9 protein-coding genes and 1 pseudogene are annotated in these 12,055 nt (G+C 61.0%); 9 read left to right on the forward strand and 1 reads right to left on the reverse strand.

From position 1 onward, the window contains the following. The 9 genes from G5S42_RS24065 to G5S42_RS24105 all read left to right on the forward strand — a co-directional run bounded on the left by G5S42_RS24065 (window position 1) and on the right by G5S42_RS24105 (window position 11,615). On the forward strand, window positions 1–408 hold the full coding sequence (locus G5S42_RS24065; protein ID WP_176109059.1) for a hypothetical protein: 408 nt from the start codon (window positions 1–3) through the stop codon (window positions 406–408). Window positions 409–550: 142 nt separating this feature from the next. Next, window positions 551–2,359 carry a potassium-transporting ATPase subunit KdpA gene (gene kdpA, locus G5S42_RS24070; RefSeq protein WP_176109060.1) on the forward strand — a complete coding sequence of 603 codons (1,809 nt, stop codon included), beginning with the start codon at window positions 551–553 and terminating at the stop codon, window positions 2,357–2,359. 336 nt (window positions 2,360–2,695) lie between these two features. Next, on the forward strand, window positions 2,696–2,791 hold the full coding sequence (locus G5S42_RS24075; RefSeq protein ID WP_008918365.1) for a potassium-transporting ATPase subunit F: 96 nt from the start codon (window positions 2,696–2,698) through the stop codon (window positions 2,789–2,791). Next, window positions 2,788–4,596, forward strand: a complete 1,809-nt coding sequence (gene kdpA, locus G5S42_RS24080) for a potassium-transporting ATPase subunit KdpA (RefSeq protein ID WP_176109061.1) — start codon at window positions 2,788–2,790, stop codon at window positions 4,594–4,596. Before G5S42_RS24075 ends, kdpA (G5S42_RS24080) begins: the two co-directional genes overlap by 4 nt. 13 nt (window positions 4,597–4,609) lie before the next feature. Continuing rightward, window positions 4,610–6,760 carry a potassium-transporting ATPase subunit KdpB gene (gene kdpB / locus G5S42_RS24085; RefSeq protein ID WP_176109062.1) on the forward strand — a complete coding sequence of 717 codons (2,151 nt, stop codon included), beginning with the start codon at window positions 4,610–4,612 and terminating at the stop codon, window positions 6,758–6,760. A 78-nt stretch (window positions 6,761–6,838) separates the two neighbouring features. Further along, window positions 6,839–7,420, forward strand: coding sequence for a potassium-transporting ATPase subunit KdpC (kdpC, locus tag G5S42_RS24090; protein WP_176109063.1), 582 nt, complete (start codon window positions 6,839–6,841; stop codon window positions 7,418–7,420). Between the two features lie 84 nt (window positions 7,421–7,504). Next, entirely contained in the window at window positions 7,505–10,333 is a 2,829-nt protein-coding gene (locus tag G5S42_RS24095) for a DUF4118 domain-containing protein (protein WP_176109064.1), read from the forward strand. After that, window positions 10,330–11,028, forward strand: coding sequence for a response regulator (locus G5S42_RS24100; protein ID WP_176109065.1), 699 nt, complete (start codon window positions 10,330–10,332; stop codon window positions 11,026–11,028). The genes G5S42_RS24095 and G5S42_RS24100 overlap by 4 nt, the downstream gene beginning before the upstream one ends. 170 nt (window positions 11,029–11,198) lie before the next feature. Beyond that, on the forward strand, window positions 11,199–11,615 hold the full coding sequence (locus G5S42_RS24105) for a universal stress protein (protein WP_176109066.1): 417 nt from the start codon (window positions 11,199–11,201) through the stop codon (window positions 11,613–11,615). A gap of 154 nt (window positions 11,616–11,769) precedes the next feature. On the opposite strand, the pseudogene G5S42_RS44440 reads toward G5S42_RS24105, so the two are convergent. After that, window positions 11,770–11,920 (reverse strand): annotated as a pseudogene (locus tag G5S42_RS44440) (protein mobD); the annotation flags it as partial. Window positions 11,921–12,055: the final 135 nt, after the last annotated feature.

The following is a 12,055-nucleotide window of genomic DNA, read 5'->3' on the forward strand; positions in this document are numbered from 1 at the left end:
ATGCATGAACCCCCGCGGCGCGACGGCAATCAAGGGCCGAACGACCCGCAGAACAGCGCTCGCCTGAAGATGGCGATGCGTGCGCGCGGCTGGCGCAAGCTCGTGCTCCTGACCGTCGCGGCCAATCAGGCGTTGACCACCGCGTTCGTGTATGTTGCGCAGCAGGTCGATCCCGGCCTGACGATGATGGACGCGCTGATCTTCAGCTGTGTGACGTGCGGGCTGGTCAGCTACTGGCTTCGGACTGACGCGCATCGTGCCTGGTGCAACGCAGTGCAGAAAGGCTATGTCGGCCCGCACCACGGCGCCAACGACGAGGGCGTGCTGAAGATTGCCGAGAAATGTCCTCGACGCTGGCTCGTTGTGCTGCACATTGAACTGAATCCGGAACTCGCAGGAACCGCCTGACTCAACAAAACAACGGTCTCCGATCCCGCATTGACGAGATTTTTACGCGGCACACTGTGGTCTTTCCATCGAATTGACATTTCACGAGCTGAAATACAGATGGAACACCGCTTTTCGATGTGCGGTGGCTGTGGGAGGGGGCATGATTGCAAGTGCGAGCTTTCAGATTGGCCTGTTCCTGGTCGTCCTGATCGCACTCGTTAAGCCGCTCGGGCTTTACATGGCGCGCGCGGCCGACGGCGAGGCACCGTTGCTTTCCCGGATTGGGCGGCCGGTCGAGCAGCTGATCTATCGCGCCGCCGGCATCGATCCGCACGCCGAGATGGGCTGGAAGACCTACGCGGTTGCGCTGCTTCTCGTGAACGCCGTGGGCCTGCTCTTCCTGTATGCGCTGCAACGCGTGCAGCAGTGGCTGCCGCTCAATCCCCAAGCGCTCCCGGCCGTCAGCCCGGATTCCGCATTCAACACGGCTGTGAGCTTCGTGACGAACACGAGCTGGCAGGGCTACTCAGGTGAAGCAACACTGAGCTACCTGAGCCAGATGCTCGGCATCACCGTGCAAAGCTTCCTCTCCGCCGCAAGCGGCATCGCCGTGATGTTCGCGCTGATGCGTGGGCTCGCGAGGCGTGGCGCGCAGACGGTCGGCAATCTGTGGGTAGACCTGACCCGCACCACACTCTATGTCCTGTTGCCGCTGTCGGCCGCGTTCGCGCTGGCATTCATAGGGCAAGGCGTGATCCAGAATTTCGACGCGTATCGCGAAGTGCACACGCTGCAGGCCGTCACGTGGCAGCAGCCAAAACTGGATGCACAGGGGCAGACCATGCACGACGCCGCCGGCAACGTGCTGCAGCAGTCCATGAGTTCGCAACAGCAAATGCTGCCCATGGGCCCCGTCGCCTCCCAGGAGTCGATCAAGCTATTGAGCGGCGATGGCGGCGGCTTCTTCAACGCAAATTCCGCGCATCCCTACGAAAACCCCACCCCGTTCAGCAACTTTCTGCAGATGCTTGCGATCCTGCTGATTCCGGCCGCGCTTTGCTACACATTTGGTGTGGTGGTCGGTGACCGGCGGCAAGGCTGGGCGCTCCTTGCCGCGATGAGCGCGATGTTCGTCGTCGCCGCTGCGATTACGATTCACGCAGAACAGCATGGCGTCACGCACCTTTTCGCGCCGAAAGCCGGTGCGACACAAAGTGCCGTCGTTCAGGGCGGCAACATGGAAGGCAAGGAGCAACGTTTCGGCGTCGTGACGTCGGCGCTTTACGCAACCGTGACGACGAGCGGAGGCGACGGCGCCGTCAATGCGATGCACGACTCGTTCACGCCGGTTGGCGGACTCGTGCCAATGGTGCTGATGCAGACGGGCGAAGTCGTGTTCGGCGGACCGGGCTCGGGTCTCTTCAGCATGATCGTCTATGCGATCCTGGCCGTCTTCGTTGCTGGACTGATGATTGGGCGTGCACCCGAATATCTCGGCAAGAAAATCGACGCGTTCGAGATGAAGATGGTCGCCGTGGCGCTTCTCGCGACGCCGTTGCTCGTGCTCGTCGGCACTGCGATTTCCGTGCTGGTACCGGCTGGAGTCGCGGGTATTGCAAATCCCGGCGCGCACGGGTTCAGCGAAATTCTCTATGCGTTTTCTTCAGCGGCGAACAATAACGGTAGCGCGTTTGCGGGTCTGTCCGCCAATACCCCCTACTACAACTGGATGCTCGCCATCGCGATGTGGTTCGGCCGGTTCGCCGTGATCGTCCCGGTGCTGGCGATTGCCGGATCGCTCGCAGGCAAACTGCGGCGCTCGGCGGGTCCGGGCACGCTGCCGACGCACACCGGCCTCTTCGTCGGGTTGCTGGTTGGCACGGTCGTCATGGTCGCTTCGCTGACTTACCTGCCGGCGCTCGCGCTGGGCCCTCTGGCGGAACAATTGAGCATGGTGCTCACCCACTAGCATTGCCAGGCTTATCGATCAGCTGATGCGTGTTTGCGTTTGCCAGTTGCTCGCTAAACGGTTCACTCACTCGTCCCCCGCGGCAATTTGAAACCCGAAAAATTGCCGGTTTCAGCACTCCGGATCGGCCACTCTTTTCGAATTTACACATTTTTTACTTCGCCTCGCCTAGTTTTGACAGTGGCGATTCCCGCTGCCTTCCGGCTATGCCGGTCAGTCATGGAGAACGAAGATGGACGTGATCTACATCGCCGGCATCGTGGTCTTCTGCGGACTTTGCCTCGCGCTCGCCAACGGCTGCGAAAAGCTGCGCCGCCGCGTATCGGGAGGCCGGCCGTGAATGCATGGATGATCTGGCTCGCCTCTGCTGCGACGCTTCTACTGCTCGTCTACCTCGTGTACGCGCTGCTGCGTGCGGAGGATCTCGAATGAACGCTCATAACACCCTCTATCTGGCACTCTTCATCGTGGTGCTGATCGCGGTCGCGATACCGCTTGGCCGCTACATGAGCGCCGTGCTTGACGGCTCATCGGTCGTTGTACGCAGGATCGGGCGACCGGTTGAACAACCTCTTTACCGGCTCGCAGGGGTTGATCCCGACGCTGAAATGTCATGGAAGGAGTATGCGTTCGCCGTTCTGATTTTCAATGCACTCGGCACCCTCGCCGTGTACGGCTTTCTGCGACTGCAGCAATGGCTGCCGGCCAACCCGCAGGGTTTTGGTCCGATGACGCCGGACGCCGCTTTCAACACCGCAGTGAGTTTCGCGACCAATACGAACTGGCAAAACTATACGCCGGAATCCACGGTCAGCTACCTCACCCAGATGGCGGCGCTCACCGTGCAGAACTTCCTGTCCGCGGCGACGGGTATTGCCGTGGCCATCGCGCTGATACGCGGCTTTGCCCGTCACACGGCGAAGACGATCGGCAATTTCTGGGTCGATGTGACCCGCACCACGCTGTTCATCCTCATACCTATTTCATTCGTCGTAGCGCTGGTGTTCATCAGTCAGGGAGCGATCCAGAATTTCAGGTCGTACGTCGACGTGCCGACGCTTCAGGTTACGACCTATCAGGTGCCGAAGACCGACGCCCAGGGTAATGCCGTCAAGGACGCGAAGGGCAACCCCGTCATGCAGGACGTCAAGGCCGACAAACAGACCATTGCCATGGGTCCGCTGGCGTCGCAGGAAGCGATCAAGATGCTCGGCACCAACGGTGGCGGTTTCTTCAACGCAAATTCCGCCCATCCGTATGAGAACCCGACACCGCTGGCCAATCTTGTTCAGATGGTGGCAATGCTGAGCATCGGTGCAGCGTTATGCATCGTTTTTGGCAGGACGGTCGGCGACCCGCGCCAGGGGTACGCGGTACTCGCCGCGATGACGATCGCATTTGTGATCGCGTGCTGGGGCGAAATCAGCTTTGAACAGTCCGGTAACCCTTTGTTCGCGTCGTTGCACGTCGATCAGGCCGCTTCTGCGATGCAGCCAGGCGGCAACATGGAGGGCAAGGAAACGCGTTTCGGGATTGCCGATTCCGGCGTCTTCACGGTTGCCACCACCTCCGCATCGTGCGGCGCGGTCATCAACGCGCACGATTCGCTGACGCCAATGGGCGGCTTCGTGCCGCTCCTGATGATGCAACTGGGCGAAGTGGTGTATGGCGGAGTAGGGTCCGGACTCTACGGGATGCTCGTGTTTGCCCTGCTGGGGGTATTCATCGCCGGACTGATGATCGGGAGAACGCCCGAATACATCGGCAAGAAGATCGAGTCCTATGAGATGAAGATGGTGTCGATCGCGGTACTCGTGATGCCGATGATCGTGCTGGTGGGTACGTCGATCGGTGTGCTGTCTCCGCTCGGCACTGCCGGCATCGCCAACCCGGGGGCACACGGGTTCTCGGAGATCCTCTACGCATTCACGTCGGCCACCAACAACAACGGTAGCGCGTTCGCGGGACTCTCGGTCAATACGCCGTTCTATAACGTGCTGCTGGCTATCGCGATGTGGCTGGGCCGGTTCGTTCCGGTTGTCGCGGTGCTCGCGATCGCCGGGTCCCTTGCGGAAAAGAAGCGCATTGCGACCACGGAGGGCACGCTGCCCACGCATGGACCGCTGTTCGTCGTGCTGCTGCTCGGCGCCGTGTTGCTGATCGGTGCGCTCACATTCGTGCCCGCGCTTGCACTGGGTCCGGTCGTCGAACATCTGTCGATGATTTCAGGTCACTGAATTCGAGGAAAGCATGACCACTTCCATTGAACCGCCTGTCCATCGTCCCGACAACCTTGGCCAGGCACGGACCGCCGCACGCTCGATGTTCGATCCGGCTCTCGTGAAACCCGCGATTGTCGATTCGTTCAAAAAGCTGACGCCTCGCACGCAGTTGCGCAATCCCGTGATGTTCTGCGTGTATGTGGGCAGCATTCTTACGACCATCCTCTGGTTGGCCGCGCTCGCCGGGCAGGCCGAGGCGCCTGCCGGATTTATCCTCGCCATTACGTTGTGGCTGTGGTTCACGGTGCTGTTTGCAAACTTCGCCGAAGCGCTTGCGGAGGGGCGCTCGAAAGCGCAGGCGGCGTCGCTGCGCAGTGCGAAGCACAACGTGGTGGCCAAGAAACTCAACGACCCGCATCCGAAAGCGGCCGTGCGCGTCATGGCATCGACCGATCTGCGCAAGGACGATGTCGTGCTGGTCGAGACCGGAGACACGATTCCAGCTGACGGCGAAGTCATCGAGGGCGTCGCGTCGGTCGACGAGTCGGCCATCACGGGCGAATCCGCGCCTGTGATCCGGGAGTCAGGCGGCGACTTTTCATCGGTGACGGGCGGCACGCGCGTCCTGTCGGACTGGATCGTGGTGCGGGTCACGGTCAATCCCGGTGAAGCCTTCCTCGACCGGATGATTGCCATGGTCGAAGGAGCGAAGCGGCAGAAGACCCCGAACGAGATTGCGCTGACGATCCTGCTGGTTGCGTTGACGCTCGTGCTGCTGTTCGCCACCGCGACGCTGCTGCCGTTTTCGATGTTCTCGGTCGAAGCCGCGAAAGCGGGTCATGTGGTGACGATCACCGCACTTGTCGCTCTGCTCGTCTGTCTGATCCCGACCACGATTGGCGGTCTCCTGTCGGCAATCGGTGTCGCGGGGATGAGCCGGATGATGCAGGCGAACGTGATCGCGACGTCGGGGCGTGCGGTCGAGGCCGCTGGCGACGTCGACGTGCTGCTGCTCGACAAGACCGGCACGATCACGCTCGGCAACCGCCAGGCGTCTACCTTCATACCGGCACCCGGCGTGTCGGAGCACGATCTCGCCGATGCGTCGCAACTCGCCTCGCTGGCCGACGAAACGCCGGAAGGCCGTAGCATCTCCGTGCTGGCGAAGCAACGCTTCAATATCCGCGAGCGCGACATGACGTCGCTGCACGCGACGTTCCTCGCATTTACTGCACAAACGCGGATGAGCGGAGTCGATCTGCCGAACCGGGAAATCCGTAAGGGCGCATCGGAAGCAGTGAAACAGTATGTCGAGGCGAACGGTGGCCGTTATCCGGCGGAAGTCAACACCGCGGTGACCGATGTCGCACGGCGCGGTAGTACACCGCTGGTTGTAGCCGATAAGCCAGGCGGTCACGACAGCAAGGATAGCGGTCCGGCACGCGTTCTTGGCGTGATCGAACTGAAGGATATCGTCAAGGGCGGTATCAAGGAGCGCTTTGCGGAACTGCGCAAGATGGGCATCAAGACCGTGATGATCACGGGTGACAACCGCCTGACGGCTGCGGCGATCGCAGCTGAAGCCGGCGTTGACGACTTCCTCGCCGAAGCGACGCCCGAGGCCAAGCTGAGGATGATCCGGGAGCATCAGGGTGAAGGACGCCTCGTGGCGATGACCGGTGACGGCACCAACGATGCCCCCGCCCTCGCGCAGGCCGACGTCGCGGTGGCGATGAACTCCGGCACCCAGGCAGCCAAGGAAGCCGGCAACATGGTCGACCTCGACTCGAATCCGACCAAGCTGATCGAGATCGTCGAGATCGGCAAACAGATGCTGATGACACGTGGATCGCTGACCACGTTCTCGATCGCCAATGACGTCGCGAAGTACTTTGCGATCATTCCGGCCGCGTTCGCTTCGACCTACCCGCAACTGCGCGTACTGGATGTCATGCGTCTGACATCCCCGTCGTCAGCGATCCTGTCGGCGGTGATTTTCAACGCGCTGATCATCGTGTTCCTGATCCCGCTTGCGCTCAAGGGCGTCAGATATCGTGCGCTGGGTGCCGCGGCGCTGCTGCGGCGCAATCTGCTGATCTATGGCCTGGGCGGCATTATCCTGCCCTTCCCGTTCATCAAGCTGATCGACATGATACTGGCCGCGTTTGGATGGGTCTAGCGCGTCCGGAAACTGTGAGTGCCCTGATATCCCGTATCCCGATCTGGCTGAATGGCAAGAACGCTCGAGTACACGACCATGAAGAATTCATTGCGCCCCGTGCTGGTCCTCTTTGTGTTCCTGACGGTGATCACGGGCATCGTCTATCCGCTTGTCGTAACAGCGGTCGGCCACGTGCTGTTTCCGCATCAGGCAAGCGGCAGCTTCATCGAGAAAGACGGCAAGGCCGTCGGCTCGGAAATCATCGGCCAGCAGTTCGATGCGCCGTATTACTTCTGGGGTCGGCTGTCGGCCACGACACCGAACCCGTACAACGCGCAAAACTCGGGTGGCTCGAACCTCAGTGCCACCAACCCGGCGCTCGCCGATGAAGTGAAGGGGCGGCTCTCAGCGCTTCACGACGCCGATCCGTCCAACACAACGCCTGTGCCTGTCGATCTGGTCACGTCATCGGGCAGCGGTCTTGATCCGGATATTTCACCGGCTGCTGCTGCGTATCAGGCGGCTCGCGTTGCAAAGGCGCGCGGGCTGCCCGAGCAGCAGATCAACGAGCTGATCACGCAGAACACGTCGGGGCGGCAACTTGGCGTATTGGGCGAGCGTCGCGTGAACGTGCTGAAACTCAACCTCGCGCTCGATCAACTCAAGCCGATGCATTGATTTTCCCCAGGCAGATAGCGCACGGCATATAGCAAACGTATGAGCCTCGACGACATGATGACGGGATAACCCGCAGGGGGTGCGATGAACCGGCCTGATCCCGACGAACTGCTGGACCGCATCCAGCGCGATGAAGAAAAAAGCCAGCGTGGCCGGCTCAAGGTGTTCTTTGGCGCATCGGCCGGAGTGGGCAAGACGTTTGCGATGTTGCAGGCCGCCAAATACCGCAAGGAGGAAGGCGTCGATGTCGTCGTCGGAATCGTCGAAACACATGGACGCAAGGAAACGCTCGCACTGATCGAGGGGCTGGAGGTCATTGCGCCCGCGCGGATCGAATATCGAGGGCGGCTGCTTGCCGAGTTCGATCTCGACGCAGCACTCGCGCGCAAGCCGCAGCTGATTCTCGTAGACGAGCTGGCGCATTCGAATGTACTGGGCAGCCGGCATCTGAAGCGCTGGCAGGATGTGCATGAACTGCTCGACGCCGGCATCGACGTCTACACGACCGTCAACGTCCAGCACCTCGAAAGCCTGAACGACGTGGTCGGGCAGATCACCGGCATCCGCGTGTGGGAAACCGTACCCGACCGCGTGTTCGATCTCGCCGACGAAGTGACGCTGGTCGACCTGCCGCCAGAGGAACTGCTCGACCGCATGCGTGATGGCAAGGTCTATATGCCGCAGCAGGCGGAGCATGCCGTTCGCAACTTCTTCCGCAAGGGCAACCTGATCGCCCTGCGCGAACTCGCGTTGCGTCGCACCGCGGACCGTGTCGATGCACAGATGCGCGAGTATCGTGCAGATCAGTCGATCGAGCGTATCTGGCAGGCGCGCGAGCGCATCATCGTGTGCGTCGGTGCCGGTCCCGACAGCAGCAATCTCGTTCGTGCGGCGGCTCGCCTGGCATCGAACCTGAGGGCTGACTGGCTGGCAGTCTATGTCGAGACGCCGAAGCTTCAGCGGCTCCCCGACGCAATACGCGGACGTACGCTCGACGCGCTCAAGCTTGCATCTGATCTGGGCGCGGAAACCGTCACGTTGCAGGGTGAGCATGTCGCACAGACGCTGATTGCCTATGCGCGCATGCGCAATGTGTCGAAGCTCGTCGTGGGCGCAGCCGTGTTGCGCGGATGGCGCGGATGGCTGGGACAGTCCACTACCGAGCGTCTGATCCGCGCCGCCGGGGACATTGATATCTCGCTGATCAATTCAGGCGCAGTGCGTGAATCCGCCGCCCCTCGCGGCGCGGCAGGCAGCTTTGTTGCACCGGCTGAGGATCAACGCGGGTTCCCGTTGATTTCCTATGGATATGCGGTGGCGATCTGCGCGGCGATTACTGCTCTCGCCACTATGTTGGTGGACAGGATCGCGCTGGCGAATCTCGTCATGCTGTACCTGCTTGGCACGATCTTTACGGCAGTACGCCTGGGCCGTGGACCAGGTGTGCTGCTTTCGTTTCTTGGCGTGGCCGCGTTCGACTTCTTTTTCGTGCCACCCCGGCTTTCGTTTTCCGTATCGGACACACAGTATCTGTTGACGTTCGCGGTGATGCTTCTGACATCGCTGACGATCAGCCACCTGACGTCCAGTCTGAGGCGACAGGCTCATGTCGCAACAATACGCGAGCGCCGGACCGACGCGATGTTCGCGATGACGCGCGAGCTTGGCGCAGCGCTCACCACCGCCCTGATCCTGGAGATCGGCACGCGCCATGTTGCCGAGGTTTTTCAGGCGCGCGTCGCGATCCTGCTGCCTGACAGCGCCGAAAAGGTGCGGCAGAAGGTCGAAAATCCGGACCCGGCTGTCACGCTGACCGGTGGCGATCTCGATTGTGATATCGCGCAGTGGGTTTATGACCAGCAAAAACCAGCCGGCCACGGAACAGAGACTTTGCCGGCAGCAGCGGCACTCTACCTGCCGCTGCGCGCGCCGATGCGTACACGCGGCGTCCTCGCACTGCTGTCTGCAGGCATGGGAGAGTTTGCAGCACCAGAACAGCGCCGCATGCTCGATACGTTTGCGGCCCAGATCGCACTCGCACTCGAGCGTGTTCATTATGTCGAGATCGCGCAGGACGCGCTGATCAGCATGGAGTCAGAACGTCTGCGCAATTCACTGCTGTCCGCGATCTCGCATGATTTGCGTACGCCGTTGACCGCGATCGTGGGCTTCGCCTCTTTGCTGGCAGAACCGGGCCACGTCGAGAAGGCCGGGCAGCGGGCTTCCAATGAGCTCGGCGAGGCAATCTATGACGAGGCGATGCGGATGACGGCCATTGTGACCAACCTGCTCGACATGGTCCGTTTGCAGGAAGGCAGCATGCGCTTGAACCGCCAATGGTCGTCGCTCGAAGAATTGATCGGCGCCGCGCTGGCAGCTTCGCGCCGTCCGCTCTCCGGGCGCAAGGTATCTACACATGTGCCGTCCGATGTGCCGCTGGCCCAGCTCGATGCCGTGCTGATGGAACGACTCCTCGCCAACCTGCTCGACAATGCCGCGAAGTACACACCGGCCGGGTCACCCATCGCCATCACTGCAGCCGCCGTCGAGGAGAATGGCCGTCGCTATGTGAGAGTCAATGTGGAAGACAGCGGACCGGGGCTGTCCCCCGGCATGGAGTCTCGCGTATTCGACAAGTTCACCCGCGGTGAAAAGGAATCGGCGTTGCCCGGTATAGGGCTGGGTCTTGCGATTTGCCGCGCGATCGTCGAGGCGCATGGAGGAAAAATTGGCGCAGCAAACCGCACCGATCCGAACGGAAGCGTGCTCGGCGCCTGTTTCTGGTTCATGTTGCCGGCTGACGAGACGCCGCCAGCAGAAATCGGGGACGCCGATGTGCTCAGCGAAGACACGTCACAGGAGCGGTCGAAAGACGCGCCCGGCGATGCCATGAATCGCACTCAGGCGTCATGAGCGATCCGTTCGTTACGGTTGTGCTGATCGAGGACGACAGGCACATTTGCCGGTACGTGCGGATGTCGCTGCAGGAAGAGGCGATGCGCGTCCTCGATGTCAACACAGGACAGGAAGGCATTGCCATGACTGCGAGCGCAAGGCCGGATCTCGTGATTGTCAATCTCGGACTTCCGGATATCGACGGTCTCGACGTGATCCGGCAACTGCGCGGATGGTCCGACGTGCCAATCGTCGTCCTGTCAGGGCGTACCCGCGATGAAGAGAAGGTCACGGCGCTCAACGCCGGCGCGGACGATTATCTGACGAAGCCGTTCAGCATTGCCGAATTGGTAGCTCGGATCCGCGCGCTGCTACGCAGGCAGAATCGCTTCGTGATCGCTGAGTCGGCCAAGGTGTCCTTCGGGTCGATCACTGTCGATCTTGCAGCGAGATCGGTACAGTGCGACTGCGAAGCTGTCCATCTGACGCCGCTCGAGTACAGGCTGCTCGTTGCGCTCTTGCGTCACGCCGGCTGCGTGATGACGCATCACCAGCTTCTGCAGGAGGTCTGGGGACCCTCTCATGCAGAAAACGCACATTATCTGCGGATCTATATGGGTCACCTGCGGCAGAAGCTCGAGCGCGATCCGGCACAGCCCGAGCACATCGTGACTGAGACAGGCGTCGGATATCGGCTTGTCGGCGTCAGGTAGACAGCAGCCGTCGCGTGGGCAACAGCATGGGCCTCCTGGCGGAATCCGGATAACGATCCGAATTTGACGCAGTTTTTATGCATCGGTTTTGTGCTTTTACGTCATCGTGACGCGGGCCGTGCTTCAATTGAAGATGACACGGGCCGATGTGTGCGGACAGGAGGATCGATGTGCTGAAGTTGCTCATTCCAGTGCTGGACGACAAGGGCGCTCTCGAAGCTGCGCGCCACGGAGCGTTCCTCTTCTCCGAAAAATGCGTGTCGGAGGTGGAAGTGATCGAAGTCCTCGAGGACCTGACACAAGGTCGCGTGGCAGCATTTCATTCGCGGTCCGCGCTGCATAAACTCGAGAAGGAGCGGTCAAAAGACGCACTGATGCAAACGCGCGCGATCCTTGACGAGGCCGGCGTACCCTACACCTGGAAGCGTGTCTTCGGGCCGCCGGAGCGAACGATCGCAAAGTACGCGGCTAAAGATCATGCCGATATCGTGGTGCTTGATGCTAGCCATCTTGGTTTTTTTCACAGATGGGCAGTGCTTGCAAAGCTATGGCGCCTGTCTTCAACGCCCGTCACGATGCTCCACTGACTTCCACACTACGACGTTGCTGAGACCCAATTTACGCGGCTCGCCGCAAACGGGTCCCGCGAACGTGCCTGCCATACCTTCCGCGAATTCAAACGTTCTCTCTCGTCGCGTCCAACCCGCCTTGCCGCGTGCCAGCGCATCACGAACCTGTGCCATCAGCGCGTCCGTGAACAGCCTTCATGACATCCGGATTGGACGTGTCCGTCTCCAACAGCACGACGTTGACATCAGTCCGTCGCAGGTGATCAACCAGCGCCAGCGTCACAATGCATCTTACCGATGCCACCCTTGCTGCCGCCGACCATGTAGAGGGGGGATTTTGCGTTGCCATGTCACACCTCTACAGATTTTCGGTATCCGGCCCGCTACTGGCGATTTCCGGCATAGGTTGAACCCATCGGAATACAGAGGAATTTGACGGAACGAAAAATATTTTTTCT

Source organism: Paraburkholderia youngii, from assembly GCF_013366925.1.
GTDB classification, from domain to species: Bacteria; Pseudomonadota; Gammaproteobacteria; order Burkholderiales; family Burkholderiaceae; genus Paraburkholderia; species Paraburkholderia youngii.

What these genes read in the sequence shown, in the direction of transcription:
- G5S42_RS24065 (WP_176109059.1), top strand. Translation starts at nt 1, where the DNA reads ATGCATGAACCCCCGCGGCGCGACGGCAATCAAGGGCCGAACGACCCG.
- kdpA (WP_176109060.1), top strand. Translation starts at nt 551, where the DNA reads ATGATTGCAAGTGCGAGCTTTCAGATTGGCCTGTTCCTGGTCGTCCTG.
- kdpA (WP_176109061.1), top strand. Translation starts at nt 2,788, where the DNA reads ATGAACGCTCATAACACCCTCTATCTGGCACTCTTCATCGTGGTGCTG.
- kdpB (WP_176109062.1), top strand. Translation starts at nt 4,610, where the DNA reads ATGACCACTTCCATTGAACCGCCTGTCCATCGTCCCGACAACCTTGGC.
- kdpC (WP_176109063.1), top strand. Translation starts at nt 6,839, where the DNA reads ATGAAGAATTCATTGCGCCCCGTGCTGGTCCTCTTTGTGTTCCTGACG.
- G5S42_RS24095 (WP_176109064.1), top strand. Translation starts at nt 7,505, where the DNA reads ATGAACCGGCCTGATCCCGACGAACTGCTGGACCGCATCCAGCGCGAT.
- G5S42_RS24100 (WP_176109065.1), top strand. Translation starts at nt 10,330, where the DNA reads ATGAGCGATCCGTTCGTTACGGTTGTGCTGATCGAGGACGACAGGCAC.